Source organism: Aestuariivivens marinum (genome assembly GCF_022662175.1).
Taxonomy (GTDB): domain Bacteria; phylum Bacteroidota; class Bacteroidia; order Flavobacteriales; family Flavobacteriaceae; genus Aestuariivivens; species Aestuariivivens marinum.
The window spans coordinates 609,738-636,379 of record NZ_JAKMCR010000001.1 but is presented as its reverse complement, the minus strand read 5'-3'; the positions used below and the strand labels follow the sequence as shown (position 1 = coordinate 636,379).

The following is a 26,642-nucleotide window of genomic DNA, read 5'->3' as shown; positions in this document are numbered from 1 at the left end:
AGGAGTTTTAAGGAAGCTGTAAAGCTCGTTTTACACTAAATTATTCTCAACTAAGTACTCAGCAATTTGAATGGTGTTTGTTGCAGCGCCTTTACGCAAGTTATCCGCAACAATCCACATATTTAGGGTATTAGGCTGTGTTTCATCACGTCTAATACGTCCCACAAAAACCTCATCCTTTTCATGTGCATAAATAGGCATAGGATAAGAATTCGTGGCTGTGTTATCCTGAACCACTACACCTGGGGTTTCGCTTAATAATTGACGTACCTCAGATAAGTCAAAATCATTTTCAAACTCTACGTTAACTGATTCACTATGTCCGCCTGCTGTAGGAATTCTAACAGCCGTAGCCGATACCGAAAATGTACTATCGTTCATTATTTTTTGAGGTTCCCTAGCCAATTTCATTTCTTCTTTGGTATATCCATTCTCCTCAAATACATCACAATGCGGCAAAGCATTTTTACCAATTGGATAAGGATAGGCCATTTCGCCTTCAATACCAGCGATTTCATTTTCTAATTGTCTTACCGCTTTAATACCGGTACCTGAAACCGATTGATAGGTAGAAACCACAACACGCTTCATTTTATAGGCTTTATGTAACGGATTTAAAGCCATAACCATTTGAATAGTTGAACAGTTTGGGTTGGCAATAATTTTATCGTCTTTGGTTAACACATGAGCATTAATCTCGGGCACTACCAATTTTTTGGTCGGATCCATACGCCAAGCCGAAGAGTTATCAACTACCGTTGTGCCAGCTTCTGCAAATTTAGGTGCCCACTCTAAAGAGGTGCCTCCACCCGCTGAAAATAAAGCAATGTCAGGACGCATGGAAACTGCAGTTTCCAATCCAACCACTTTATAACTGGTCCCTTTATAGGATATGGTTTTTCCAACCGAACGCTCTGAAGCGACAGGAATTAATTCTGTAACAGGGAAATTACGCTCTTCCAATACTTTTAGCATCACTTCGCCAACCATACCCGTGGCGCCAACAACAGCTACCTTCATGTGTGTTTCATTTAAAATTTGAGCGACAAAATTATAGAATATTTAGGCTATTGCCCATATAAAAAGCCTTCAAATTTCAGAAAATAAAGGCTTTTTAACAACAAATAACACAAAGTTATATATTTAACAACATGTTATTTTTTTAATAAATCACGAATTTCAGCAAGTAATTCTTCTTGGCTAGGACCTTTAGGAGCTGGAGGTGGTGCAGGTTCTTCTTTCTTTTTTAATCTGTTAATGCCTTTTATAATCATAAACATTACAAACGCAACAATGATAAAGTCAATTAAATTGGTTACAAAATCTCCCCACAACACGGCTACTTCTGCTACTTTTTCTCCAGCTTCATTTACAGACTCTTCAGAAACAACCCATTTTAAACCTTTAAAATCCGATTTAAAAATCAGTCCAACTAAAGGAGAAACAATTCCACCGGTAAAGGAGCTAACCACATTGTTAAATGCAGCACCCATAACAAAAGCAACGGCAATGTCTACCAAGTTGCCCTTCATTGCAAACTCTTTAAATTCTTTTAGCATAATGATATTTTTTAGTTAGTACCTTACTAAAATAAATAAAAAAGCCGGTAAATTAACATTTGTTAAGCACTTATTTGATCAATATCCGCTTAACCCGTTGAGAAATACTGGTAATCAATTCGTACGAAATGGTATTGGCGGCTTCGGCCAAACCTTCTGCAGAAGTGGCACTGGAGCCAAAAATTATTACCTCGTCCCCTTCTTTGCAATCAATACCAGTAATGTTCACCATAATCATGTCCATACATACATTACCAATAATAGTAGCTTTTTTCCCGTTTACAATAACAAAACCCCTTTCATTGCCATAAATTCTTGAAATCCCATCGGCATGTCCAATGGGCAGGGTGGCAATTTTCATAAAAGTCTCCGATTTAAAAGCTCGGTTGTAACCTACACTTTCATCTTTTTTAATAAGATGTATTTGGGAAATGATGGTTTTTAGAGAAGCAATAGGTATAAAATGGGCACTTTCAGTTTTAGAATTTCCAAAACCATATAACCCTATGCCGCTCCTTACCATGTCAAAATGCGCCTCTGGGTAATTTAAAATTCCAGAGGTATTGCATATATGCATCAAAGGCTTATAACCTATTTTTTTATTAAACTTTTTGGCTATACTCTTAAAACTATTTATTTGCTTCAGGCTAAAGCTTTTTTCCATTAAGTCTTCGCTGGCTGCCAGATGTGAAAAAATAGAAACTACTTTAACACATGCCGCTTCATTTATTTTAGAAACTGCGTAATCCACATCATTTTCCGAAAATCCCAGACGATTTAATCCAGTGTTGAATTTAATGTGTATAGGATAATGCTTTTGGTTTTTAGCCGAAGCAACTTTAATAAATTGGTTTAAAACCGTTGCATTGTAAAGACTAGGCTCAAGACAATGGGAAATTAAGTCGGTAAAATTTACAATCTGGGGATGAAGTACCAAAATAGGCGTTTTAATACCCGCCTCCCTTAAAACTATCCCTTCATTTACATAGGCAACTGCGAAATAATCGACTTGAAGTTCTTGCAAGTATTTTGCAATTTCACAGGCATCACTACCATAGGCAAAAGCTTTTACAACAGCTAACAACTTGGTGTTCTTTTTTAACTTGGACTTAAGATGATCAAAATTATGTTTGAGTGCATTTAAATCGATTTCAAGTATAGTTTCTTGGGCTTTAGGCATCAGGTTCTTTGGTTTTAGGGCTAACCTCTTGGGCATCGTGAACTTTCATATTGCGTACCTTATCCCGCATGGTTGCTTTATAATATGCCGCTCTACTTAAGGGTTCATATTCTTCAACTTCACCTAAAAAAACAAGACTATCATTTTTTGCCTTTCGATAACTGTATTGTGCTAAATTTCCTGTTCGGGTACAAACGGCATGTACTTTGGTAACATATTCTGCCGTAGCCATTAAGTTGGGCATAGGGCCAAAAGGATTGCCTTTAAAGTCCATATCCAATCCTGCGACAATAACACGCACCCCTTTATTGGCCAAATCGTTGCATACTCGTACTATTTCATCATCAAAAAATTGGGCTTCATCAATGCCAACCACATCACAGCCATCAGCTAAAATGGGAATATTTGCGGCAGCTGGCACAGGCGTTGACCGAATTTCGTTAGCATCGTGAGACACTACCATTTCTTCATCATAGCGGACATCAAGGACAGGTTTAAAAATCTCCACTTTTTGCCTTGCAAATTTGGCACGTTTAAGCCGCCTGATGAGTTCTTCTGTTTTTCCAGAAAACATGGAGCCACAGATGACTTCAATCCAACCAAATTGTTCTTTATGATTTACAGTATTTTCAAGAAACATTTTGTAAATTTAACACTAAAACCAAGCCGTTGTTCGTTTGTATAAAGGTGGCGTAAATTTATTAAAAATCAAAAGCCTAATGGCTTAATTTCAAAATAAAAAATAATGGAGAAGAAGCTTGAGTCTGAGTTAATAAGTATAGCACATAGAATTTTAAAGTTAAAAGGAAAGGAAGACGTGGTTAAAATGCATGCTGAGGTCTCTGCGCTATACGAAAAGTTAACAGTTTTAAAATTTGCTCACGAAAATTTTGAAGATGCCTTACCTACAATTGGTAGCGATTCCTCTTTTTTTGACATGTTAGATACTGCTTTTAACAATAAAGTAAGTGATAATATTGAAGTAGAAGATAAAATTTACATTAATCTAGATGATGTTGAAGACGACGAGATTATGGAGCCAGTAATGAATAAAATTAAGGACATGGTATCGCATATGCCAGATGATGTTGAAGAGATTGATACGGTTTTTGAAGAAGCCATTCCTGAAAAAAAAACATATAAAAGTAACCTAGAGGAAATTACGGCTGGTTTTGAAAATACACCTGTTTTTGAACCAATTTCTAAAATCAATGATGGCTCAAACAATGAAAAAAAATCCTTAAACGATAAAATAAAAACAGGACGGTTAAATATTGGGCTTAATGATAAAATTGCTTTTATCAAGCACTTATTTGATGGTAAAAATGAAGATTATGACCGTGTTATTTCTCAATTAAATACTACGAGTTCTTATGCCGAAGCCAAGCGGTTTATTTATGATATGGTTAAACCAGACTATGATAACTGGGTTAATCAAGAAGAGCTTGAAATTCGATTTATGGAAATTATTGAAAGTAAGTACGAGTAAAACCTAATGAAGTGCAACAAAATTTAGGTTCCAAGAGAATTGTTTCGATCGATATCTTCAGGGCTCTTGTTATGTTTTTAATGATATTTGTGAATGACTTTTGGACCTTATCAGGCGTTCCAGAATGGTTACAGCATAAAGATGCTTTTGAAGATGGCATAGGTTTTTCGGATGTCATTTTTCCAGCCTTTCTTTTTATTGTTGGGTTGTCCATCCCATTTGCCATTAAATCTAGGCGAGACAAACTACAAAGTAATACTACTATTTTAAAACATGTTTTCAAAAGGGCTTTTGCGCTAATTATCATGGGTTTTTTTATGGTTAATTTTGAAAATATAAATTCTGAGGGAATGATCATAAATAAAGACCTTTGGGAAATTATTATGGTTTTTGCTATTTTTTTAGTTTGGTTGAATTACAAACCTTTTAAATTCCTTGGAAAAAAATCAATTGCACTATTTCAAAGTACAGGTATAGTCCTATTTGTTTTTTTAGCCCTTATATACCAAGGCGGTTTAGTACCTAATCTTGGATGGATGAAAGTATACTGGTGGGGTATTTTAGGGTTAATTGGCTGGGCCTATTTTTTTAATGTAATAATTTACCTCTATTTGGGAGCAAAATTTTTTGCCCTAGTTATAGCTTTTATCGTTTTTCAATTATTAAATGTTCAGGAGTTTTTTTCGGCAACACAGATAACACCATTCAAATTAATTGTAAGTGCTTCTATGCATGCTTCTGTTTGTGCAGGTATGATTATAGGAAGGATGCTTTTAAACTATCAAAAAATAAATAAAACATATTTATTTATTATAGGCTCAATCATATTTACGTTTGTAATTATAGTTTATGGCTTTGCCTTGAGACCCTATTGGGGTGGATTTTCAAAAATTAGGGCTACCCCTTCATGGATTTCTGTTTGTATAGGTATTAGCGCCTTAAGCTTTTTGATTATTTATATTATTGTAGATAAATTTAATTTTAGGATATGGGCTAAACCTATAAAAATTGCTGGAACAAATACACTTACCTGTTATGTTATGCCCTATCTTGTCTATCCTATCATGATTATGACAGGAACTTTGTATTTGCCCGAAAGTATTATCAACGGAAACAAAGGATTATTGAAATCGTTGTTGTTTTCCTTTGTGATAATAGGGATTGTATGGATATTAAATAAATTAAAAATCAAACTTAAAATATAATTTAGTGAGCAAACTCTTTCTGGTACCAACCCCAATAGGTAATTTAAAGGACATGACATTTAGGGCTATTGAGGTTCTGAAGAATGCCGATTTAATATTGGCAGAAGATACCCGCACTTCGGGAAAGCTTTTAAAGCATTTTGATATTGCAACACATATGCAATCGCACCATATGCATAATGAACATAAAACAGTTGATGCTATTTTGCAGAGGCTGAAATCGGGACAGTCTATTGCGTTGATAAGCGATGCGGGAACACCTGCTATTTCAGATCCAGGTTTTTTGCTCGTCCGTGCCTGCATTGAAAACAATATTGAGGTAGAATGTTTGCCTGGTGCTACTGCCTTTGTACCTGCTTTAGTTAACTCTGGCTTGCCAAACGATAAATTTGTATTTGAAGGGTTTTTACCGGTTAAAAAAGGGCGGCAAACCCGATTACAACTTCTGGCTGAAGAAACCCGAACCATGATTTTTTACGAATCGCCACATAAACTCCTTAAAACGTTGACTCATTTTTGTGAGTATTTTGGTGAGGACAGACTCGTTTCTGTCTCTCGAGAGCTATCTAAACTATATGAAGAAACCATTAGAGGAGCAATGAAAGATGTTTTGGAACATTTTACTAATAAACCCCCTAAGGGAGAAATTGTAATTTGTGTTGAAGGGAGAAAATAATTTAAAATTATTAATAGGTATTAATGCCTTTGGTTTTCTTTAACAGATAAAAGCTGTAATTATTTCAAAAGATAAAAACAAAAAATAATGAAACGATTGGGCAGAATAGACCTCTTCGTTTTAAGCATGTTTCCCCTTATTCCATCCATGTTTATCTAAATATTTTTTACCGCTTTTAACGGCATCAACTTCTATGGAAGTACCCATGCTATCATTCCAACGGTTAAGGAAACCAAAGAGTGAAATCACCCCAAGCATTTCAACAATTTCACCTTCATTCCAATGTTCGTATAAATGCTTTTTAATGTTCTCGTCTACAGCATTGGGTATTTGGCTAGCAGCCAAACTAAAATCTAGTGCTGCCTTTTCGGCTTCCGAGAAAGCAGGGTGTGTGCGATATTCCCAAATATTATCCAATTGTTCCTGTTCGGCACCATACCGTTCGGCTGCCCGAATAGCATGAGCTTGGCAATAACGGCAACCAGTAGTATTACTGCTCACCCAAGCAATCATGCGTTTTAAAGCTGAGGTTACCCTACCTTCATTGGCCATAACAGCTTTATTCAAATTAATAAACGCCTTACTAATGGCTGGACGGTGTTGCATAGTGAGTACCGAATTGGGGCAAAATCCCAAAGTCTCGTTAAAAAATTCAGCAAGCATTTTGGTCTCTAAATCATAGTCGGCAGATAAAGGAGGTACTAAAGGCATAATTATATTTTTTAATAGTATTTTTGAGACATACAAGAAACAAAAAACAATTAAATAATGACAAATCATATAACAACAAAGTGGTTGGGCAATACAAAGTTTGAAAGCACTAATCCTTCGGGCCATAATCTTTTTATAGATGCAGGATTAGATGGCGGTGGTAACGGGGAAGGGTATCGCCCTAAGGCATTAATGCTATCGGCATTGGCAGGTTGTTCTGGTATAGATGTTGGGGGTCTTATAAAAAAAATGAAGTTGGAAGTCGAAGATTTCAAAATCGAAATAGATGCTAATCTTACTGAAGAGCACCCAAAATATTATGATAAGGTTACAATGATTTTCTATTTTTATGGGGATAACCTAAATGAAAAAAAATTACAAAAAGCTGTTGATTTATCGGTTGAGAAATATTGTGGTGTAATGGAAATGTTTCGCCAGTTTGCCGATGTTAAAATCAATACGGTTTTTAACCAATAAACATTACAATGAAGCAATTAAATATCTTAATTTTTAGCCTATGGGTTATAGGTTATGTGCATACCCAAGAAAAAACGCATGTAATTTCCCATAATGGAGAAACGATAGTTACAGATCCCTCAAAAGGAAACAATAGTTATAAAAGGTGGGCTGTTTTTCCTAAAAAGACTAAAGACATACGCAGCATTATATTAAACTTAAAATTTCAGTGTCCCGATAGTATACGCTGTGCCGATTGGGATTATGTAGATCATATAAGAGCGCGTCAAAAAAACGATTCTACCGTTTATGAAATTGCACGTATGTTGACGCCTTATGGCGGTTTTTTTCAAAAGGATTGGGGTTTTGAATGGCAGGTTGATGTTACCGATTTTAGTTTGATTCTTAGGGATGAGGTAGAGATTGATTATATACACTCAGGCTATGAAGATAATAAAACGCGGGGCTGGAAAGTGACCGTGGATTTTGAAATTACCTATGGCACCCCAATAGCTAACCCTATTACCATTCACAAAATTTATGATGGGAGTTATAAATATGGTTATGAAGATGACCCTATTGAAAACCATTTGGTTCCAGTAACCATCAAAGCAAATTCTAATACCAGTTTTTCAAAAATGAAGATTCACCAAACCGGCCATGGTATGGATGCTAATGGCTGTGGGGAGTTTTGTAGTAAGTACCGCGATATAGTTTTTAATGGAGAAGTAGTAGACCATAAGGATTTATGGATGGAATGTGGTGACAATCCATTATTTCCACAGGCAGGAACCTGGATTTTTGACCGAGCCAATTGGTGTCCAGGGTATTTAGTGCAGCCCGATGAGGTACTTTTAAAAACTGTATCAGGGAAACCGTTTACTGTCGATGTAAATATGGAACCTTACCAAACCGAAAACCCAAGTGCAAATGAATTGATAAGTGCCTTTGTTATTGAATATGAAGAAGCAAATGCAGCTAACGATGTTTCATTGGTAGATATTATTCAACCCTCGACACGTATTATACACAGTAGAAAGAATCCATTTGGAGGTTTGCCTGTAATTCGTGTAAAAAACAATGGTAGTCAACCGCTTAAAAAAATGACTATTGTCTACCATTTGGAAGGAGAAAAACCTCAAAAATATCAATGGGAAGGAGATGTTGGTTTTGGAGAAGAGACCTTAATAGTTTTACCAACTGAAGTTTTCAGCAAAAAAGATACTGCTCAATTTCATGTGGCTTTGGAAAGGCCTAACGGAAAAAGAGATGTTTTTTCTACTGATAATCTAGGACAATCGACATACCAACGCCCCAATATTTTACCGGAAACTATTATTGTATATTATAAAACCAATAATAAACCTGGGCAAAATACATATGCCATTAAAAACAGCTTCGGGGATATTGCCTTTGAAAAAGACAGTATAGATATGAAACCAAGCACGGTATACTTGGACACCATAAAACTGAACCCTGGTAATTACAACTTTAAGTTTAACGATACTGCTGGTGATGGCTTGGAATTTTGGTTTAAAGCAAGAGATGGTAGAGGAGAGGTGAAACTATTGGATTCTTTGGGCAGGGCTATAAAACAATTTAAATCCGATTTCGGAAGTCATATTAATTATTATTTTACAGTGCGTGACGACATACCTTATGAATTGGATAATAAACCATCCATTGCCGTTTTTCCGGCAAGGACTAGTGGCCCCATTACTTTAGATTATTTTTCCAATACGTCAGCAAACGTAAAAGTGTTAATTGTCGATCAAGAGAATGAGTCTAAAATTTTGGAAGAGCATAACTACTATAATTTTACTAAAGGATCTTTGGATTATAACCTGTCCTACCTTCCTAAGCAACGCTACTATATTAAAGTATATGTAGAGGGAGAAGAGGTCTATAAAAACAGAATTAGGCTAAAAGAATAATACATGCGGTGGACGCTAAAACCAAAACCAGAACTACATAAGGTTGAGGCATTACAACAAGCCCTTCAGGTCGATGCTATTATAGCAACACTGTTGGTGCAAAGGGGTATACAAACTTTTGAAGATGCCAAACGTTTTTTTAGGCCGAGTTTGAACGATTTGCACGACCCATTCTTAATGAAAGACATGGATTTGGCGGTTGCCCGAATAGAAAAAGCTATTGCCAATAAGGAGAATATTTTGGTTTATGGTGATTACGATGTAGACGGAACTACATCGGTGGCTTTAATGGCATCTTATTTAAAGACAAGAACACCTAATGTAGCCACCTATATTCCAGATCGATACGACGAAGGCTACGGTATTTCATTCCAAGGGATTGATTTTGCACATGATAATGGTTTTACACTCGTTATTGCTTTGGACTGTGGTATAAAGGCCATAGACAAAGTTGCTTATGCCAAAGAAAAAAGCATCGATTTTATTATCTGCGATCATCACCGACCGGGAAATGAGCTGCCAAAAGCAGTAGCAGTGTTGGACCCCAAAAGGGGAGATTGTAGCTACCCCTATAAAGAGCTTTGCGGCTGTGGTGTTGGTTTTAAATTGGTACAGGCTTTAGCGGTTCAAGAAGGAAAAACAGTTGAGGATTTAACGGCATATCTCGATTTAGTGGCTATAGCTATAGGAGCGGATATTGTACCCATTACTGGTGAAAATAGGGTGTTGGCTTATTTTGGACTTCAGGTCATTAATCAAATGCCAAGAACTGGTATACAAGCCTTAATAGCTCAAGTCAGAAAACAAGAATTAACCATAACCGATGTGGTGTTTATTATTGCTCCGCGTATTAATGCTGCTGGACGAATGAAACATGGTAATTATGCCGTTGCCTTATTAATGGAAATAGATTTGAATCTGGCCGAGCAGTATGCGGCAGAAATAGAAGTTTTTAACACCGATAGGCGAGATGCAGATAAACAAATTACAGAAGAAGCTTTGGCGCAAATTGAAGCACAAAAAGAACAGGACCGCTATACTACTGTTGTTTATAACGAAACTTGGCATAAAGGTGTTATTGGTATCGTGGCTTCTCGGTTAACCGACACTTATTACAGACCTACATTAGTATTTACAAAAAGTGGTGAAAAATTAGCCGCATCGGCACGCTCGGTGTCTGGATTCGATGTTTATAATGCTTTGGAAGCCTGTAACGCTTATATCGAGCAGTTTGGTGGCCATAAATATGCTGCTGGACTAACACTTAAAGAAGAACATTACGAAGCTTTCAAAAAGGCCTTTGAAGATGAAGTTTCTAAAACTATTGACAAGCATTTATTGACTCCTGAAATTAAAGTCGATGCCAAAATTGATTTACAACAAATAGACTCCAAACTTTGGCGTATCATAAAACAGTTTGCACCTTTTGGCCCTGGTAATATGACCCCTATTTTTATGACCGATGATCTTATAGATACGGGTTATGGTAAGTGTGTGGGTGAAGACGATGCGCATTTAAGGCTTAATGTCACTTCGACTACGCTCAGTGATCAAAATTTAGTCGCTATCGGTTTTGGTATGGGTGATAAACTCGACATTATTTCCAATAAAAAACCGTTTAGTGCAGTTTATTCCATTGATGAAAATGAATGGCAAGGGCGTAAAAGTTTGCAATTAAAATTAAGGGATATAAAAGCATAATTTATGTTAAAGACCGATCCATATGCTGCCTTGCGTATAAGGGAGTTTAATATTTTCTTATTGGTACGTTTTGTGTTGGTATTTGCTTGGTCTATGCAATTTATAGTTATCGAATGGCAGGTGTATAGTTTAACAAAAGACCCCTTATCGCTCGGTATTATTGGTCTTTTGGAAATTATTCCAGCCTTTACCATGGCTTTATTTGCCGGACATATTGTAGACCAAAAGGAAAAACGTAATTTATTGATAACCTGTATCGCTGCGTTTTCATTAATAAGCTTGGGATTATTTTTATTGACCTGGGATAAGGTTGTTTCAGGTTGGTCTACCAAAGCCATATTGTACTGCATTTATGCCTTTGTTTTCTTTGGGGGGTTTTTACGATCGTTTTTTGGTCCAACTATCTTTTCGTTAGTGGCGCTAATTGTACCTAAAAAAATTTACCCTAATGCGGCGACTTGGAATAGTTCAACGTGGCAAATGGCGGCCGTTTTAGGGCCCGCATTTGGGGGTGTTGCCATTGGGTGGATTGGTGTACACTGGTCACTTTGTATCATTTTTGGACTGGTTATACTGTCTTTAATCATTCTAATACAGATAAAACGAAAACCTATACTTAATCCCAAAATTGGGGAGCCAATTGTGCAAAGTTTAAAAGAAGGCTTGAGTTTTGTATTTAAGACCAAAGCTATTTTGGGAGCCATGACTTTGGATATGGTGGCCGTACTGTTTGGTGGAGCCATTGCTTTATTACCTGTTTATGCCCAGGATATTCTAAAGGTGGGGAGTGAGGGATTTGGTATTTTAAGGGCAGCACCCGCCGTTGGAGCATTTATAACCATGCTTATCACAGCCTACATCCCCATTAGTAAAAACGCAGGCATCAAACTATTAGCAGCGATTTTCGGGTTTGGTGTATGTATTATTGTTTTTGGACTGTCCTCGGTATTTTGGATATCTCTATTGGCTCTGTTTTTTAGTGGGATGACAGATGGTGTTTCTATGGTCATTCGTCAAACCATTTTACAAATAAAAACCCCAGACGATATGCGCGGGCGGGTATCTTCTGTAAATTCAATGTTTGTGGGGTCGTCTAACGAATTGGGTGCTTTTGAAAGTGGACTTACCGCCAAACTTATGGGCACGGTAACAGCCGTTGTTTTTGGAGGCACGATGACATTAATTACGGTAATAACAACAGGCTTGGTGTCGCCATCGTTTCGAAAATTGGATTTGACGGAAGATTTGGAATCACACGAAAAGAGTTAATCAATAATGCTTTTAAAGAAAGCCCAAAGTTTATCGCAAGCATTAAAATCTTGCGTGGTATTGCCAACAACTTTTGAAATGAATCGCTGTTCTTTGGCTCCAGGCCATGTGTGGCCACCATTGGTAACCTTAATCAGTTCAATTTTTAAATAGGGGTTTTTAGGGTTGGGGAAAATGCAGTGTTCACTTGTGCAATTATCATTTAACGCTTTGTTTTTTATAGATAATTTTATAGGAAGCTTTTCATTTCCGTTAAGATTGCACATATAAGTAATGCTTTTATCAATGCCCAGAACATGACCTCTACTTTTATTAAACACTTGAATGTCCACTTCTTGATAGGGGAATATTGGATCGGCAGTGCCATGAATAAATAAGATGGAAAATGGCTGTACATTTTTTGATTCTTCAATTTGAATGCTACCAAAATTAGAAGCGACCATGCCAACAGCTTTAATTTTATCAGGTAACGCCATGGCTAGGGTCTGGGACATTAATCCGCCATTCGATATGCCACAAGCAAAAACCGCTTTCGGATTTATGGAATATTTCAATTCGAGCAGTTCGATCAGGTTCTTTATAAAACTTACATCATCTATATTTTTCTTTCTAGAAAAGCTGTTAGTGTCCCGTTTAGGGTTATCGTTCCATGACTTTTTTACGCCGTTGGGATAAACAACAATAAACCCATTTTTATCAGCTAATACATTAAAATATCCTTTAGTGCTTTGCATAATTTGGGTTGCTGTACCACCACCGCCGTGCAACACTAAAATTAAGGGGTGTTGTTTGTCTATAGAATAGGTTTTGGGAAGATAGGTAATGTAGCTTCGCTTGTAGTTATCATGGATAAGAAAATCTTTGTTTTGAGAAAAGCCTGTGTAAACCTTTAAAAACAGCATTAATAATATACATCTAAAAGCCATAAATCAAAATGTTCAAATGGGGGTTATTGACTTAGTTTGAATATTCCTTAAGTTCAAAAGTTGTGCCATCGAAAACGCCATAAGTAAAGTAGCCAATCCAATCACCAAGGTTAATGTATTTGGAGTTTTGGTTAAGGTCTATTTTTAGAGGTAAGTGTCTATGACCAAACACAAAATAATCCCGGTGTTTATTCTCTAATTTACGTTTGCAATAGTGTACCAGCCATTCGTTATCCTCGCCTAAAAACTTGATATCCTCATCGCCTGAAATAAGTTTGTTTTTAACAGAGAGGTATTGTGCCAAACGGACACCTAAATCGGGGTGTAACCAACGGAACAGCCATATACAAAACGGATTTGTAAACACTTTTTTCATGCGTTTATAACCTTTATCCCCTGGACCTAAACCGTCACCATGACCTATAAAAAAAGTCTTATTGTTAAAGGTGAATTCCTTGGGTTTATGGTACACGGGAATATTAAGTTCTTCCTCAAAATAACCGTTCATCCAAAGATCGTGATTCCCCACAAAGTAGTAGATGGGAATGCCAGAATCACTAATTTCAGCCAGTTTCCCTAAGGTTCTGGTAAACCCTTTGGGCACCACTTTTTTATATTCCATCCAGAAATCAAACAAATCACCTAACAAAAAAATAGCAGCAGCGTCTTTTTTGACCAAATCGAGCCATGCCACAAACTTTTTTTCGCGAGGTAAGGAGTCTTCACGCGTTGGTGCGCCCAAATGATTATCGGAAGCGAAGTATATTTTTTTGCCTTCGGGAATTTGCATTTGGTAAATATAAGTAAAGAAGTCGTAAAAATAGTAAATAGCCGCAGTATTCAGTTAGCAGTTCTTGGCTGGCAATGTTCAGCATTTATAATGGTATTTGTAACAAAGCGAGTCTATGATAAGCATTCACCAAGACTATATGTTATCGTATGCAAACCACTCGGCATATGAGCTTTCGGTTTCCTGAAGCTTTAAGGAGTGTAATTTTATATGGTTTGGGAGTCGAGTTTTAATTTTTTTAGCAAAGTCAATAACCATCATTTCGCTGGTGGGTTGGTAGTCTACCAACAAGATATTATGGCCGCGATTTTCCAATTCTTTTGCTAATTCAACATGGGGTGTGTTCTTGTTGAACACCGTAGCATGATCGAAGACATTAACGATTTCTTCTTTTACTATTTTCTTTAAATCACCAAAATCGATAACCATCCCATATTTTACATGGGCAGTATCTGTAATAGGTTTGCCAATAACGGTTACCGAAAGTTTATAACTGTGTCCGTGAACATTTTTGCACTTGCCATCATAGCCATAAAGGGCATGCCCGGTTTCGAAAGAAAATTGCTTGGTTATGCGAATAGCACTCATTGGTTGATAGATTAGTAACACAAAAGTACATGAATTTTTATGTTATTGCAGAGGAAAAACAGTCATTTTGTATAACGGATGCATTTTTAGATTACATTTGCGCACTTTTACCCATAAAGGATCTATGGGGTATTTTTATGAGTCTTTTATTTGAGTCCTTGGACTTTGTAGAGAATCCATTATTTGAACGTATTATTTCGGATTTATCCCAACAGCAATATAGCATTGTTGATGGATTTTTTACAGATGGAGAAGTACATCTATTAAGGAAAGCACTTTTAAAAGCTTATGAAGAAGATGCTTTTAAGAAGGCTGCTATAGGAAACCGGTTAAATGAAACTATAGAACAATCTATTAGAGGCGATTTAATTTTTTGGATAGACGAAACCAAGACTAATGCTAGTGAGTCATTGTTTTTTAATAAGATAAACAACTTGATAGGCTATTTAAATAAGACTTGTTTTTTAGGAATTTTACAAAAGGAATTTCACTATGCCGTTTATCCTAAAGGGACATTTTATAAAAAACATATCGATACTTTTCAAAATGACGATCGCCGTAAACTATCATTTGTATGTTATTTAAATGAAGATGGCTGGCAAAAGGAAAATGGAGGCGAGCTGGTCTTGTATTTAAATGAAGTAGAAAAAGCGATTTTTCCATTACCTGGGAGGGTAGTTATTTTTGAAAGTCAAATCATTGAGCATGAAGTTAAGCTCGTAAATACTGAACGGTTGAGTATTACGGGATGGTTGAAAACGAGATAAATATAAAATGGTAAATGTTCATTTCTATTGCTTAATCATAAGCCCTTGGATTCATTCAATATAAATCAAACCAAAGGTAAAGCGTAGTAAGGTTTTATTTTTTGAAAACAAAAAACCTACTTTCGTTTTCTTCGGTTTACGACGTAAACAATAATTAAAACCAAAGCCAGTAAAAGAAATAAACCGTTTCCGCTTAAAAAGGACATGATATCCATAAATTATTCTTTGTTAATTCGCTTTTTGTTATATCTGTATAATGCATAGGCAAATATGACCAATACCACAAAAGGCAACATAGAGCCAATAAACACCCCTATTTCATAATTTTTGTCTGGTGCATTTTTAATTTTCTCTTCAATATTTACCTGCTGAATTAGGGTTAATAGTATTGACATAACCTTATTATTTATGTTACAAAGTTAAGGGTTTTGTGAAAGTGGTATAAACGTTTTTCTGAATTTTATGATTAGAGGGACTCCTCGCGCAATAATCCATAGCATAATGGCAACGAAAATAGCATAGAGTTTATAATCTAAATTATGAAGAAAGAACAATACGGGTAGAAATATTATAAAGGTAGAAAACAACAATACATTTCGTAAATATTTCATTTTACCAAGTCCTTTAAAGATGCCATCAAAAATAAAAGCCAATGTACAGAAGGGTTGCATGAGTAGTACCAACCAAAAAATATTGTAAAATGCCGTTAAAACAGCAGGGTCTTTGGTGAAAATTTTCCCGATAGGATAATAAATTAAAGCTCCAATACACCCTAAACCAATGCCAACAATAACACCATATTTAATAAGCTTGTTGCTTAGTGCTATAAGCATTTTATATGCTTTTGCACCAAATAATTTTCCCGATAGAATATTACCAGCACTAGCATACCCATCTATAATAAACGCCCCCAAAAACCATAGGTTTATAGCAATGGTATAGGCAGCAATATATTCTGCACCGTAACTGGTGGCAAAGGCACTGGCATAATAAAGGGTAACGTTTAGGGCTATGGTCCTAACAAACAGATTAAGAATCATTAAAACAAACCGCTTTATTTCATGATGAAAAGGAAACCTTGGTATTAAGGGAATATGGGTTTTTTTCAACAAGTAGTAAGTGGCAACTACTGCCATAACCAGTTGGGCTATTACACTGGCATAGGCAGCACCTTTAATGTTCATGGCGGGGATATAACCATCTATGCCATACACCAAAATAACATCCAATACAATATTGGTAATTGTTCCAATAAGCGCAATAACCATGGGGTAATAGGTGTTTTGTAAGCCACGGAACGCACCAAAAATAGCAAAGGTAAACAAGGTAAACGGAAACCCGAGCACACGTATTTTATAATATGTCACCGAATAATCCAAAATTAAATGAGATGCATTGTAGAGTTTAAAAATTTCTCTTGCTAAAGGGTAAGTTGTAGCAATTATAATCAAACTTAAAGAAGTAACAATAAAAATGGCTTGCGCAGGGAGGTTTTTAATCTGCTCTAATTTGTTAGCGCCAACATATTGGGACACAATAGAAGATATAGCACTTCGTGTTTGCCCCAAGACCCAAATAAGCATGGAAATAAAGGTGGTTACAATGCCGACAGCAGCGAGGGACTCTGTGGCATTAACACCTATGTTACCAACAATAGCGGCATCGGTAAGTGATAAAATGGGTTCGGACACACCAGATATTAAAGCTGGAATGGCCAGTTTATTAATGTATTTAAAGTTTATGTGTGTATTCACAAGACCAATTCGTAACAATAGAATGGAAATTCACTTTGTTTCGGAAAGTAAATGTCCCCTATTTTTTTATAGCCGCGAAGTTCGTAAAATTTTAAGTTTCTGGGGTTTTGTGAAAACGTGTCTAATCTTATGGACGTATAGTTATTTTTTATGGCATAAGCTTCTGCATACGCCATAAGTTGTTGAGCATAACCTTTGCCCTGATGGTTGGGATGAACCGCCAAGCGGTGAATATAGATGTTGTTTTTATGTTCTGTTAACCATGGAACAGAAATGTATTCTTTGTCCATAAACGTTGAAACGCTAATGCATCCAACAGAGGTATTTTCTATTTCCAGTATATATAATTCACCCCGTTGAACATCTTTAACAAAAGCAGCTTTATTGGGGTAGGTATCATTCCATTGAAATATACGTTTGGCAATCATGTTTAATGCACAGGCTTTTGTTATCAATAAGATATTATCTATATCTTTAATGGTCCCCTTGCGAATCATTTTAATTTATACTTTTGCATTATAGTTCACCAAATTAGGCTTTTTTAAATAATTTTTGGTGAATAATTTAAAAACACTAAATAAACCTAAATGAAAAACATTTTAGTTCCTGTTGGCTCTTCTAAAAATGCATTAAGCCATTTACAATATGCTGTAGATTTTGCCAAGTTTTTTGGCGCAAAACTTTTTGTGGTACAAGTATATAATGTATATACCAAAGCGGGTACAATGATTAAGGTGGATCATATTATAGAACGTGAAAGTTTAGAGTTTTTAAATAATTTGGTATCGAAAATTGAGACTAAAGGTGTTGAGGTTATTGTTAAAACCTTAAAAGGAAAATTAATCGATACTTTGGAGTTGGCCTGTAAGGCTGCAGAAGTTGATTTAGTTTTAATTGAACCCAGGACTAATTCTATTAGAGATGAAGTGTTTTTAGGCAAAACTTCGGGAAAGATTATAAAGCAAATGCAAGTTCCGGCACTTATTGTTCCAGAGGGCTATAGCTTTTCACAACCTACCAACATTTTAATGGCTATAAAATCGGCTATTATTAAAAAAAAAGGTGTGCTTAATCCTTTAAAGGATATTAAAACACGTTTTAATGCAGTAGTAGATTTACTATTGGTAAAAACACCATATTATAAGGAAGGAGATTTTAACGTAAATAATGATTTAAAATCGCTAGTGAACAATATTACTAAAACTGAAAATGCGACCACATTTCATGGGGTATTACGTCATTACGAATCACACAACCCCGATATGTTATGCGTGGTAAGAAGAAAACGCGGATTTTTTACAAAAAAATGGGAAAAGAATACCATTCTTAAGAAAGCCTTTCACAGTACCATCCCTGTTTTGGTGTTAAGTGGGATGAAATAATTTCTTCTAGGGGAGGGTTCTTTAGTTTTTAAACTTTTAAACCTCTTTTTGTAGCTGTGCGATATGCGTAATTTTTTTCTTTTGTTAAGTTTTTCGGTTGTAAGTTTGTCTAAAATCTTCAATTTAAACGATTCGATTTAACATCTAATCACTTTGTCATTTTTGCGTATAATGTTAAAATTATGTAGACTTTATTCAGGACGAATCATAATTGAAGTAGAACGGTTAGGCTAAACTACGTTTTAAAGTAGTTTAGGTTGTGTTAGCAACCGTGTCATTTACTTACAAAATGTCTTTAGGAATAATTTTTCTGGTCCAAGTTTTTAACCGTTTAATCTTATTGACTTCGAAATCAGGATTGTAGTCTAATGTTGTTTCCCAAGAGTTTTCAGGTTGGAATTCTTCTTCCATTCCAACTAATACTCCTTTTGAAATTTTATCTGATTTAATAATAACAATGCACTCCGTGTTCAAATTGGCACTTCTAGGATCCAGATTAAATGTTCCTATAACAGTTGTTTTTTTATCAATAACCATTGATTTTGCATGAAGTCCAAATATTGGTTTATAGTGCAACGTTTCTTGTAGCTCACTGGTCATTATTCTAGTTCGTTCTAAAGCATCAGGACGATATTCATATATGCGAACACCTGTCCTCAGTAATTTTTCTCTGTCACTTTGATAGCCACCGAAAGCCTCAACATTATCTGTTGAAGCAAGACTGTTAGTGAGTATTCTAATTTTCACTCCACGTTCTACTGCTTCTTTGAATAAATTTCGACTTAGCTCAGTTGTAATTAGATAAGGTGTCTGAATATCAATAGATGATTTGGCATTTTTAATAAGATCAATTAAGGCATTAGTTGAAACTCCACCTCCTCCTAGACCATAAGTGCCATCGTTTTTACCTGGTATGTCTGAAATAAACTCGACATCATCCAGCCAAACCAGCTCGCCAGAGTTCTTTATTTTATTGAATGCAGCTGGTAAATTCGCTATACGTTCTCTCACTTGTGGCCAAAAGTTATCTGGATTACAGGCATATTCATGAAGCTTATCAAATCTATTTTTGGGATAGACTATACCCGGATCTTCGTTTATAATATCTTTTACATTTATACTTAATGAGCTACTCCAAAATTCATCGAAGGATGTATTCACTTCTTTTGATACCTTACCAAACAATAGAATATCCCTATCCCGAAAATTATATTCGTGATCATAGTCAAAATATTCATCAGCAATATTCCGACCACCAGTTATTACTATTTTACCATCTACAATAAAGGTTTTGTTATGCATCCGTTGATTGGCAGATCGAAAATCTGATGTAAATTTCTTGATCTTACTAAAAATGTTCTTGCCCAAATTGACCCCTGGATTATAAATTTTGACTGTAATATTTTCGTGAGAATTAAACATTAATATATCTTGAATGTCAGCATCAACCATTATATCATCAACAAGAATTCTAACTTGAACCCCTCGATCAGCCGCTCTTATCAAATAGTCACAAGCAATAAGTCCAACATTGTCCATTGAAAAAATAAAATATTGAACATCTATGGTCTTTTCGGCATATTCACTTAACCATGCCCTGGCCACCATAGAGCCACTACCATCTTCTAGGACGTAAACGCCCGTAAGGGTATCCATTTGTCCCTTTATATCTTCAAGTTCATTGGAAAGTGATAACGTGTCATTTCGGTGAATACTAGTACAAAAGTCTGTTTCTTGATATTCGTTATTCTTTGAAATACAAGAAGCCAATGTAATCAAACCAATCATATAGTAAGTGCTCAATTTCATGATTGATTCAATGCAATTTTTCATATTTAATATGTATTGTCCTGACAATATTGCTAAAGTTAATAATTAAAATTCAACCAAAATAATTATACATGTTTTTATCCTTTATCAATCAAATCTATTATCTCTGCAATATTAAGTTTGAGCTCACCATAATAATTTTCATTTAGATATTTTCCAGTCAAATAAAAGACAGAAATTAAATTATCAAATTCCTGCTTATTCAGTAATTGTATGTTTGAAGATTCTGTGTTTCTAGGCATTAAACCAAATTTCTTGAAATTAGTATCTATATAGCCATTTCGAAATTCTCCTTGGGTGTAAATCATATCCAAAATTTTTAATCTGGTATAGGCATGCTCTTCTTCTTGAAAACGGACTTTTAATAGAATTCCATTCCAAGAAGATAATTTAGACCTTAATTCGCTATTGGTAATTATCTCCAATTTTCCCGAGTTCAGAATTTCGTTTAGTGTGCCAGGGGCAGGTCTGTATTGAACTTCAGGAATTATGCTATTAAACAGCAGGTAGTTTAATTCAGGTTCAGAAAGGTTTAGTGAATCTGTTAATGTGTAATTGGCAAGCTTTAAGGCATTTTCGAAATAAAAATCACTATTCTTTATTAAATGCTCTAATGTCATTAGGTTTCTTGAGAATTCTGTTTTAAGATCATTTAAATAATGTTGTTCCTCTTTATTTTTTTTTCTGTTTTCATTCCAATTATTGATTTGAAGGGCAATCAAAATTCCTATTACAACGAGTATAATTTCTCCAATGGCATAAACAAGGTATTTGCTGAATTTATTTTTGGAGAGTAGTTTTTGTCTAATTTTTCTAAAGAATTTTATCATTGGTCATTGAATGGTTTTAATGAAGCACAACGGTCAAGGGTAAACGCCGTATACTCTCAAAGGGCGGATGGACGTTTTACACAGTAATGGACATAGTCGTTTTTATTCAGATTAGTTCTGAGGAACTGAAGCATGGATTTGAACAATTTTCCAAGAATTATTTCTTTTTTCAAGTACACCTGTAATTCTAATATCACTCAATTGTATATTTTCATTATCAATAACTAATATCCAATCATTGACATCTGCAAACCAAGCAACATCACAATTCTGACTCAGATAGATATTCATTTTTTTGGAATAGATTTCGGCCTTATCAAATCCTTCAAATTGAGCTATGTGATTTTTTCTCCATTCAGACCAACTATTGTGAAGGTCGGAAATACCAGTACCAAAACTAAGCATACTTTCGTCATGAGCCATAATTTCTGACATAAGGTCAATATCCTTATTTTCAAAGGACCGATATAATTGATTAATGGCTTCTATTACATCTGTTTTTTCATTATCCGAGTCAACTTTAGTAGTACATGAAAACAAAAGAAACAAAATTGATAAAGCAATAAATGGTAAATTTTTAGTGTTCATATTTTAAATATTTGTTTTGTAATTCATACTCTGTTATGCCCAACAACTGTATAAACACATTGTGTTTATGTTTATTATACATACACCAAAATAGGTGTTTATCTATAGAACTTTAAAGATAAGTCCTACAGACTAATTATCATAATAAATTTAGCTGTGGACCATATAAAAATTTAATTTGAGGTGGGCTATGGTGGTGGTTTTTTTTAATAAAAGTAGTTACTAACTAACAATAGATTCTCCACATCACACAATCACAGATGTAATTATATGATGCATAAATAATTCCAAACTAAATTAACTCCTGTACTGACCAATATCATTTCCTGATAATTTCTCAAATAATATCTTTTAACATTAAACTATAAATGGTTTTTATGTCGATACTGACAGTGACCATGTTTACATGTTCCAAAAGCAATGATGATTATAAATATAACAATCATGGTAAAAATGGAAGTTACAATAAAAGTAGAGCGATATAAGGTTTAATGATTAAATTATGTATAAAAAGATGCTAAATATAAAATTAAATGGTAATGAAAAATCCATTCTTAAAAGTGCCTATTCTGTGGAATGTTGTTATTATAATCATTTCAGTTGTTGCTTGTCAGATTCCCCTAATTTTTGGTTTTGCACACTTAGTTGAAGGAATCACGCAAATTATTGAAGGAACAACTCCAAACCATCCAACATTAGTTGCCATCCAAGGTTGGCTAACTGTTATTTCCTATTGTATTGTTGGAGTAGCTCTTTTGGCTATAGCCATAGCCGCACTCATTGCCATAATAAAAAGGGTTTTTAAATAGCTATTTTAGTTACCCACACATATATTACAATCACAGATGTGATTTTTTCAAATAGGATAAATAGGCTTTCCTTAAGACCTTGAACTTTTTTGGTTCAACGTTTGGAAATGCCTGTTTGTAGAAACTGTGAAATACTCGGTTGACAATTGGTACAATTAGCTTTACATGAATAAAATAGTACCTTCAAAATCTACCTTTCTTATTCGGCAAAAAAAAAATTAAATTGGTGGTGGGTTTTGGTGGTGGGTTTTTGCATTAAAATGTATACATTTGCATACTTTTGCTGTGAAATGCAAGTTTGCTTAAAATCGGCAAAAGCCTTGTAAACACTATAAATACTATAATTGGGGATGTAGCTCAGTTGGCTAGAGCGCTTGACTGGCAGTCAAGAGGTCGTCGGTTCGAGCCCGATCTTCTCCACATAATCCACCGCATCTGCGGTGGATTTTTGTTTTGTTTCGGGCGAGAAGCCTGTCCTGAGCAGAGCCGAAGGGAGCTCAATCTTCTCCACAGCAATAGAAAAGCTTTCGAGGAATTGGAGGTCTTTTTTATTTTAAAAAGTTAATGATTTTATAGGTTGCAGTTTGCAACAAAGTGGGCATTTTCTTTTCCAACCATGGATGATGAGCCCCAAAAACATGATTGGCTCCCTCAACAATATGTAATTCACTATTGTTGTTCCATTTATGGAGCTGGTAAGCTTCATCAATAAGCACACTGATATCTGCGTCTCCATGAATAATTAAATATGGTACCTTAAATTGTGAAACGGCACGTTTAATGGTCAATCGCTCTTCGTTGGCAATAAAATCTTCATAAAACTGATAGTAATGGGGCATTTGTTGTTTCGTGCGTCCGTTTAAAACATATTTAACCCCATCTTTTTTCCACTGTTGTACATCACCTGTTGTGGCTGTTCGTTTTCCAAAATCACAAACTCCTGCCAGGCTTATCACTTTTTTTATGCGTGGATCTTCCTGAGCTTTTATGGTCACAATGCCCCCGCCCCGACTGTGCCCAATTAAGCTAATGTTTTTTAAGTCGCCTTCGGTTTTTATAGGGTCACTATTAAAACACCAATCAATTACGGTTTCTAGGTCGTCCAGTTCTTTAGTATAATTATTTTTGCCGAAAGCATCCAAATCGGGGAAATCTATAGGTTGTTCTACTGTGCCGCCATTGTGTGAGAAATTGAATTTTATAAAACAAAAACCCGCTTTGGCAAATGCATTGGCCATTAAATTCCAAGCACCCCAATCCTTAAACCCTTTATAGCCATGACAAAATATGACTATAGGTTTTGGTGAGTTGTCTTCAGTATAAAAAACATCGACCAATATGGGTTTGTTGTGTTTGCCTTCAATAATTATGTTTTTTTGGATGGTCATCATTAAACTTCTTTTTCAACAAAATCAATAGTGGGGTTACAGATTTCAACAATCAGTTTTTTAAGTTCAGTTTCAAAATGGGAGAGGGTTTCTTGAGTAATTAAAGCCTCTTTTCTAGCTCCATAACCTGCTTTATCTTTTTTTGTAAACTTAATAAATCCTGAATTTAAGTTCTTAAACGATATAATTCCAGCTTCTATTGGTAATTTTATATGGTTAGATTGTGACATCATATAAGAATAGGTAAGTACTTGGAAGCTCTTACTGTATTTAGTATAGTCTGTAGTAAGATCTTCCCAATCGACAATTTCTACCTTATTTTGCTGAACGTTTCCCGTTTTATAATCTATAAGCCTTACCATACCATTGTATTCATCTACTCGATCAACTTTGCCAGTTAAGTTAATAGGAAATCCTAACTCTGGAATATTAATGGGGACTACATTATTGACTTCGATAGCTAAAATCTTTATGGTGTTTCCAGCTTCCAGTTGTTTTAATTCCAAGTCTAAAAAATTCGCAACATAACGTTTGGCAATTTCAAAGATGATTAAGTTTTTGCCCTTTGTAATATCACCAGCTTTATATTCCTTCTTAAAATGAAGTGTAACTGTTTTGGAAATATTGGATTTATGAGCTTTGATGATTTCAGGTGTTAGAAATTGTCCCTCTAATGGCTTATAAAACGCTTCCAAAGTATTGTGTACTACCGTTCCCAAAGTGTTTGCTGCAACGGTTTCTTCAACGTCTTCGAGCTCTTTTATACCAAGTACTTTTTCATAATAGAAGTCTATTGGATTTCTTATGTAATTTGTTAGCGATGATGGTGAAAACCCTTTTTCTGCAATAGATTTTAAAGTAGTTATAACATCGCTGGTTTTTTGTATGCTATTCGGCAAAGATTTAATTATTGGTACCTCTGGAGCAATAATATTATGATTGATGTTGTGAATGTTTTCTATTTCCAATTGGGTAATAAAACGACTTTTTTCGCCGCCGACCAGCACATCAGCTTCGGTGTTGTACAAGATGTAAACATTCTTTGCACGCTGTAACAGTCTATAAAAGTGATAGGTGTAAACGGCATCCTTCTCTTTAAAGGTGGGTAGATTGTTTTCCAATTTAACATCGAAGGGAATAAATGAGTTGTTGGATTTACCTGCTGGTAATAGGCCTTCATTTACAGATGAAATAATAACCGTTTCAAAATCCAATACCCGTGATTCCAGCATACCCATAATTTGCAAGCCCTGTAATGGTTCTCCTTGAAAATCTAAAGTTTCAGAAGCTAAAATTTCTTTATAGACCCCATATAAGGCTGAAACATCTTTAATGTGGTGATATGTTGTATTAAGCCTAGAAAGTTCATTAAATAGGGTGTTAAAACGGAATAGATATTCTAAAGCAAGGAGGTTTGATGATTTGTTTTTGTCTAGGTGTGTTTTTAATAATAGAATTAAAGCGGTGCAGTTTTCAATTACTTGTTCAATGGATGTGTCCCAATCCAAGAAAAGAATATCCAATAACTCATGACACTCTGTAACCATCTCCTTTAATTTTGTAAGAGTAACATATACCAAATTAGTATTGTTAATGGTATTAATGATGCTCAAGGCATGATCTACACCTTCAACTATAAACAAAGGCCTAATAAATTGGTGGGATAGTATTTTAATAAGATCCTTAAAATAAAATGTTTTGGAATCCTTTTTATGGATTTCTAATAAGGTTTGAAATAAAGAGGCTAAAGGAACGGACTTTAATGGCAATCCCATAGTAATGTTTAATGCACCAATATTTTTAGGTAAAGAATTTAACACTGGAATTAATAGGTTTTCATCTCCTAAAACAATGGCTGTATTTTGAAAAGAAGGATTTTCTTCTTGGAGATCCTTAAGAATGTTGCCAATATATTTGGCCTGGCCAACTTGTTTTGGAATGCCATATATGGATATGTTCTTTGGTTTACTATAATGGCTGGTTATCCAGTTAAAGGGGTGATGTGAAAAGTAATTCCATTTCGTTTTATGTTGCCTTGTAAAAAATCCTGCATCGTGTATCCTGTTTTCAATAAAAGTGGCGTCTATGTCCCAATAGATTTGAGCTAAATTATGTTCCAGTAATTCTTCAATTATTTTTTTTTCTGCTGTGTTAAGTGCATTAAATCCTAAAAACACATGGCTTTTGTTTCCATTATTTTGAATGTATGCATTTAGATTTTCAACAGCTTTGCGATACATTAATCCTTGATATCCTGAATTTTCATCTAACATAGATTGAGTAAAATCGTTGTAATAACTATTGAGTTTATTCCAAAAAGACAGGTATTTTTTGATGAAATCGGTTTGAGGTGTTTCTAAAGACCAATGTTGATGCTCAACTTCTTTAATAGCACTTAAGTAGTTGAATATTTTTTCCTGCAGAATTAAATAACGATCAATTTCGTTAAAATCCTGTAATAAAAGCTGTCCCCATTTAGTGAAAGATTCAAACGACTCTAAGTCTTCTTTTGGCGTTAATTGTTTATAGCTATTATAAAACAGAAAAAGAAGTTCTGTGTTTGGGATTTTTTTTAATGCTGATAAGTCTTCTACAAATTCTTCTATACTCAATATTTTTGGAGAAAATATAGGTCGATTAATAAATTTGTGGAGTTGATGTTTTAAAAAAAGCCCTGCTCTTTTACTTGGTAAGATAAAAGTGGTTTCGGTGAGATTTGTTTGTTTTTCTTTTAAGTCTGTTAAAACATCAAAAATAAATGTCCTCATTATATAAAAATAAAAAACGCTTCGGAAATCCGAAGCGTTTTT

Annotated in this window: 26 protein-coding genes and 1 tRNA gene; 11 read left to right on the top strand and 16 right to left on the bottom strand. The window is 35.0% G+C overall.

What is annotated here, in order from left to right; all coding sequences use genetic code 11:
- Window positions 1-30 precede the first annotated feature (30 nt).
- The 4 genes from MR053_RS02695 to MR053_RS02680 all read right to left on the bottom strand — a co-directional run bounded on the left by MR053_RS02695 (window position 31) and on the right by MR053_RS02680 (window position 3,379).
- Window positions 31-1,020, bottom strand: coding sequence for an aspartate-semialdehyde dehydrogenase (locus MR053_RS02695; protein ID WP_242130933.1), 990 nt, complete (start codon window positions 1,018-1,020; stop codon window positions 31-33).
- 134 nt (window positions 1,021-1,154) lie between these two features.
- Window positions 1,155-1,559: a large-conductance mechanosensitive channel protein MscL gene (gene mscL, locus MR053_RS02690; protein WP_223549926.1), complete on the bottom strand. Its 405-nt coding sequence runs from the start codon at window positions 1,557-1,559 to the stop codon at window positions 1,155-1,157.
- A 70-nt stretch (window positions 1,560-1,629) separates the two neighbouring features.
- The gene (gene alr, locus MR053_RS02685; RefSeq protein ID WP_242130932.1) at window positions 1,630-2,739 is read right to left on the bottom strand and encodes an alanine racemase; all 1,110 of its coding nucleotides are present in this window, start codon (window positions 2,737-2,739) and stop codon (window positions 1,630-1,632) included.
- Complete coding sequence (locus MR053_RS02680) at window positions 2,732-3,379, bottom strand: thymidine kinase (protein WP_223549922.1); 648 nt, start codon at window positions 3,377-3,379, stop codon at window positions 2,732-2,734. The genes alr and MR053_RS02680 overlap by 8 nt, the downstream gene beginning before the upstream one ends.
- A 105-nt stretch (window positions 3,380-3,484) precedes the next feature.
- On the opposite strand from MR053_RS02680, the gene MR053_RS02675 reads away from it, so the two are divergent.
- From MR053_RS02675 to rsmI, 3 genes are read left to right on the top strand one after another with little or no spacing between them, the layout of a single operon-like run.
- Window positions 3,485-4,228: a hypothetical protein gene (locus MR053_RS02675; protein ID WP_242130931.1), complete on the top strand. Its 744-nt coding sequence runs from the start codon at window positions 3,485-3,487 to the stop codon at window positions 4,226-4,228.
- Window positions 4,229-4,239: 11 nt separating this feature from the next.
- Window positions 4,240-5,433, top strand: coding sequence for a heparan-alpha-glucosaminide N-acetyltransferase domain-containing protein (locus MR053_RS02670; RefSeq protein WP_242130930.1), 1,194 nt, complete (start codon window positions 4,240-4,242; stop codon window positions 5,431-5,433).
- Between the two features lie 4 nt (window positions 5,434-5,437).
- Window positions 5,438-6,109 carry a 16S rRNA (cytidine(1402)-2'-O)-methyltransferase gene (gene rsmI, locus MR053_RS02665; protein WP_242130929.1) on the top strand — a complete coding sequence of 224 codons (672 nt, stop codon included), beginning with the start codon at window positions 5,438-5,440 and terminating at the stop codon, window positions 6,107-6,109.
- Between the two features lie 120 nt (window positions 6,110-6,229).
- Here rsmI and MR053_RS02660 read toward each other — a convergent pair whose 3' ends face one another.
- Window positions 6,230-6,820, bottom strand: a complete 591-nt coding sequence (locus MR053_RS02660; protein ID WP_242130928.1) for a carboxymuconolactone decarboxylase family protein — start codon at window positions 6,818-6,820, stop codon at window positions 6,230-6,232.
- Between the two features lie 57 nt (window positions 6,821-6,877).
- Here MR053_RS02660 and MR053_RS02655 point away from each other — a divergent pair, with 57 nt between their 5' ends.
- Genes MR053_RS02655 through MR053_RS02640 form a run of 4 tightly spaced genes read left to right on the top strand, consistent with a single transcriptional unit; the run spans window position 6,878 to window position 12,180 of the window.
- Window positions 6,878-7,297 (top strand): OsmC family protein, encoded by a 420-nt coding sequence (locus tag MR053_RS02655; RefSeq protein WP_242130927.1) that lies wholly within the window; start codon window positions 6,878-6,880, stop codon window positions 7,295-7,297.
- Between the two features lie 8 nt (window positions 7,298-7,305).
- Window positions 7,306-9,210, top strand: a complete 1,905-nt coding sequence (locus tag MR053_RS02650; RefSeq protein ID WP_242130926.1) for a peptide-N-glycosidase F-related protein — start codon at window positions 7,306-7,308, stop codon at window positions 9,208-9,210.
- A 3-nt stretch (window positions 9,211-9,213) separates the two neighbouring features.
- The gene (recJ, locus tag MR053_RS02645; protein WP_242130925.1) at window positions 9,214-10,911 is read left to right on the top strand and encodes a single-stranded-DNA-specific exonuclease RecJ; all 1,698 of its coding nucleotides are present in this window, start codon (window positions 9,214-9,216) and stop codon (window positions 10,909-10,911) included.
- 3 nt (window positions 10,912-10,914) lie between these two features.
- Window positions 10,915-12,180 (top strand): MFS transporter, encoded by a 1,266-nt coding sequence (locus MR053_RS02640; RefSeq protein ID WP_242130924.1) that lies wholly within the window; start codon window positions 10,915-10,917, stop codon window positions 12,178-12,180.
- Here MR053_RS02640 and MR053_RS02635 read toward each other — a convergent pair.
- The 3 genes from MR053_RS02635 to MR053_RS02625 all read right to left on the bottom strand — a co-directional run bounded on the left by MR053_RS02635 (window position 12,177) and on the right by MR053_RS02625 (window position 14,484).
- On the bottom strand, window positions 12,177-13,106 hold the full coding sequence (locus MR053_RS02635) for an alpha/beta hydrolase family esterase (RefSeq protein ID WP_242130923.1): 930 nt from the start codon (window positions 13,104-13,106) through the stop codon (window positions 12,177-12,179). The genes MR053_RS02640 and MR053_RS02635 overlap by 4 nt on opposite strands.
- Before the next feature lie 31 nt (window positions 13,107-13,137).
- Window positions 13,138-13,896: a UDP-2,3-diacylglucosamine diphosphatase gene (locus MR053_RS02630; protein ID WP_242130922.1), complete on the bottom strand. Its 759-nt coding sequence runs from the start codon at window positions 13,894-13,896 to the stop codon at window positions 13,138-13,140.
- Window positions 13,897-14,031: 135 nt separating this feature from the next.
- Window positions 14,032-14,484 carry a 6-pyruvoyl trahydropterin synthase family protein gene (locus MR053_RS02625; protein WP_242130921.1) on the bottom strand — a complete coding sequence of 151 codons (453 nt, stop codon included), beginning with the start codon at window positions 14,482-14,484 and terminating at the stop codon, window positions 14,032-14,034.
- Between the two features lie 137 nt (window positions 14,485-14,621).
- Between MR053_RS02625 and MR053_RS02620 the strand changes: the two genes are divergently transcribed.
- Complete coding sequence (locus tag MR053_RS02620) at window positions 14,622-15,251, top strand: 2OG-Fe(II) oxygenase (protein WP_242131777.1); 630 nt, start codon at window positions 14,622-14,624, stop codon at window positions 15,249-15,251.
- Window positions 15,252-15,469: 218 nt separating this feature from the next.
- Here MR053_RS02620 and MR053_RS02615 read toward each other — a convergent pair whose 3' ends face one another.
- The 3 genes from MR053_RS02615 to MR053_RS02605 are packed head-to-tail and all read right to left on the bottom strand — an operon-like array spanning window position 15,470 to window position 17,502.
- Complete coding sequence (locus tag MR053_RS02615; protein ID WP_223551774.1) at window positions 15,470-15,646, bottom strand: hypothetical protein; 177 nt, start codon at window positions 15,644-15,646, stop codon at window positions 15,470-15,472.
- A 24-nt stretch (window positions 15,647-15,670) separates the two neighbouring features.
- The gene (locus tag MR053_RS02610; RefSeq protein WP_242130920.1) at window positions 15,671-17,005 is read right to left on the bottom strand and encodes an MATE family efflux transporter; all 1,335 of its coding nucleotides are present in this window, start codon (window positions 17,003-17,005) and stop codon (window positions 15,671-15,673) included.
- Complete coding sequence (locus tag MR053_RS02605) at window positions 17,002-17,502, bottom strand: GNAT family N-acetyltransferase (RefSeq protein ID WP_242130919.1); 501 nt, start codon at window positions 17,500-17,502, stop codon at window positions 17,002-17,004. Before MR053_RS02605 ends, MR053_RS02610 begins: the two co-directional genes overlap by 4 nt.
- A gap of 90 nt (window positions 17,503-17,592) precedes the next feature.
- On the opposite strand from MR053_RS02605, the gene MR053_RS02600 reads away from it, so the two are divergent.
- Window positions 17,593-18,387, top strand: coding sequence for a universal stress protein (locus MR053_RS02600; protein WP_242130918.1), 795 nt, complete (start codon window positions 17,593-17,595; stop codon window positions 18,385-18,387).
- Window positions 18,388-18,669: 282 nt separating this feature from the next.
- Here the strand turns inward: MR053_RS02600 and MR053_RS02595 are convergent, their stop codons facing one another.
- The 3 genes from MR053_RS02595 to MR053_RS02585 form a co-directional block, all read right to left on the bottom strand.
- The gene (locus MR053_RS02595) at window positions 18,670-20,220 is read right to left on the bottom strand and encodes a phospholipase D-like domain-containing protein (RefSeq protein ID WP_242130917.1); all 1,551 of its coding nucleotides are present in this window, start codon (window positions 20,218-20,220) and stop codon (window positions 18,670-18,672) included.
- A 74-nt stretch (window positions 20,221-20,294) separates the two neighbouring features.
- The gene (locus MR053_RS02590) at window positions 20,295-21,047 is read right to left on the bottom strand and encodes a DUF6090 family protein (RefSeq protein WP_242130916.1); all 753 of its coding nucleotides are present in this window, start codon (window positions 21,045-21,047) and stop codon (window positions 20,295-20,297) included.
- Between the two features lie 111 nt (window positions 21,048-21,158).
- Window positions 21,159-21,635: a nuclear transport factor 2 family protein gene (locus tag MR053_RS02585; protein WP_242130915.1), complete on the bottom strand. Its 477-nt coding sequence runs from the start codon at window positions 21,633-21,635 to the stop codon at window positions 21,159-21,161.
- Window positions 21,636-22,174: 539 nt separating this feature from the next.
- On the opposite strand from MR053_RS02585, the gene MR053_RS02580 reads away from it, so the two are divergent.
- A complete protein-coding gene (locus MR053_RS02580; RefSeq protein ID WP_242130914.1) occupies window positions 22,175-22,444 on the top strand; it encodes a hypothetical protein in 270 nt (89 codons plus the stop codon).
- A 346-nt stretch (window positions 22,445-22,790) separates the two neighbouring features.
- A tRNA-Ala gene (locus MR053_RS02575) sits at window positions 22,791-22,864 on the top strand.
- A 128-nt stretch (window positions 22,865-22,992) separates the two neighbouring features.
- Here the strand turns inward: MR053_RS02575 and MR053_RS02570 are convergent.
- Together MR053_RS02570 and MR053_RS02565 are read right to left on the bottom strand one after the other, a co-directional pair.
- Window positions 22,993-23,832: an alpha/beta hydrolase family protein gene (locus tag MR053_RS02570; RefSeq protein ID WP_242131776.1), complete on the bottom strand. Its 840-nt coding sequence runs from the start codon at window positions 23,830-23,832 to the stop codon at window positions 22,993-22,995.
- 2 nt (window positions 23,833-23,834) lie between these two features.
- A complete protein-coding gene (locus MR053_RS02565; protein WP_242130913.1) occupies window positions 23,835-26,600 on the bottom strand; it encodes a PD-(D/E)XK nuclease family protein in 2,766 nt (921 codons plus the stop codon).
- Between the last annotated feature and the right edge of the window lie 42 nt (window positions 26,601-26,642).

Excerpts from the sequence above, each read along its gene's own strand:
- MR053_RS02695 (WP_242130933.1), bottom strand. The coding sequence starts at position 1,020 with ATGAAGGTAGCTGTTGTTGGCGCCACGGGTATGGTTGGCGAAGTGATG.
- mscL (WP_223549926.1), bottom strand. The coding sequence starts at position 1,559 with ATGCTAAAAGAATTTAAAGAGTTTGCAATGAAGGGCAACTTGGTAGAC.
- alr (WP_242130932.1), bottom strand. The coding sequence starts at position 2,739 with ATGCCTAAAGCCCAAGAAACTATACTTGAAATCGATTTAAATGCACTC.
- MR053_RS02680 (WP_223549922.1), bottom strand. The coding sequence starts at position 3,379 with ATGTTTCTTGAAAATACTGTAAATCATAAAGAACAATTTGGTTGGATT.
- MR053_RS02675 (WP_242130931.1), top strand. The coding sequence starts at position 3,485 with ATGGAGAAGAAGCTTGAGTCTGAGTTAATAAGTATAGCACATAGAATT.
- MR053_RS02660 (WP_242130928.1), bottom strand. The coding sequence starts at position 6,820 with ATGCCTTTAGTACCTCCTTTATCTGCCGACTATGATTTAGAGACCAAA.
- MR053_RS02655 (WP_242130927.1), top strand. The coding sequence starts at position 6,878 with ATGACAAATCATATAACAACAAAGTGGTTGGGCAATACAAAGTTTGAA.
- MR053_RS02650 (WP_242130926.1), top strand. The coding sequence starts at position 7,306 with ATGAAGCAATTAAATATCTTAATTTTTAGCCTATGGGTTATAGGTTAT.
- recJ (WP_242130925.1), top strand. The coding sequence starts at position 9,214 with ATGCGGTGGACGCTAAAACCAAAACCAGAACTACATAAGGTTGAGGCA.
- MR053_RS02640 (WP_242130924.1), top strand. The coding sequence starts at position 10,915 with ATGTTAAAGACCGATCCATATGCTGCCTTGCGTATAAGGGAGTTTAAT.
- MR053_RS02635 (WP_242130923.1), bottom strand. The coding sequence starts at position 13,106 with ATGGCTTTTAGATGTATATTATTAATGCTGTTTTTAAAGGTTTACACA.
- MR053_RS02630 (WP_242130922.1), bottom strand. The coding sequence starts at position 13,896 with ATGCAAATTCCCGAAGGCAAAAAAATATACTTCGCTTCCGATAATCAT.
- MR053_RS02625 (WP_242130921.1), bottom strand. The coding sequence starts at position 14,484 with ATGAGTGCTATTCGCATAACCAAGCAATTTTCTTTCGAAACCGGGCAT.
- MR053_RS02620 (WP_242131777.1), top strand. The coding sequence starts at position 14,622 with ATGAGTCTTTTATTTGAGTCCTTGGACTTTGTAGAGAATCCATTATTT.
- MR053_RS02615 (WP_223551774.1), bottom strand. The coding sequence starts at position 15,646 with ATGTCAATACTATTAACCCTAATTCAGCAGGTAAATATTGAAGAGAAA.
- MR053_RS02605 (WP_242130919.1), bottom strand. The coding sequence starts at position 17,502 with ATGATTCGCAAGGGGACCATTAAAGATATAGATAATATCTTATTGATA.
- MR053_RS02600 (WP_242130918.1), top strand. The coding sequence starts at position 17,593 with ATGAAAAACATTTTAGTTCCTGTTGGCTCTTCTAAAAATGCATTAAGC.
- MR053_RS02595 (WP_242130917.1), bottom strand. The coding sequence starts at position 20,220 with ATGAAAAATTGCATTGAATCAATCATGAAATTGAGCACTTACTATATG.
- MR053_RS02590 (WP_242130916.1), bottom strand. The coding sequence starts at position 21,047 with ATGATAAAATTCTTTAGAAAAATTAGACAAAAACTACTCTCCAAAAAT.
- MR053_RS02585 (WP_242130915.1), bottom strand. The coding sequence starts at position 21,635 with ATGAACACTAAAAATTTACCATTTATTGCTTTATCAATTTTGTTTCTT.
- MR053_RS02580 (WP_242130914.1), top strand. The coding sequence starts at position 22,175 with ATGAAAAATCCATTCTTAAAAGTGCCTATTCTGTGGAATGTTGTTATT.
- MR053_RS02570 (WP_242131776.1), bottom strand. The coding sequence starts at position 23,832 with ATGACCATCCAAAAAAACATAATTATTGAAGGCAAACACAACAAACCC.
- MR053_RS02565 (WP_242130913.1), bottom strand. The coding sequence starts at position 26,600 with ATGAGGACATTTATTTTTGATGTTTTAACAGACTTAAAAGAAAAACAA.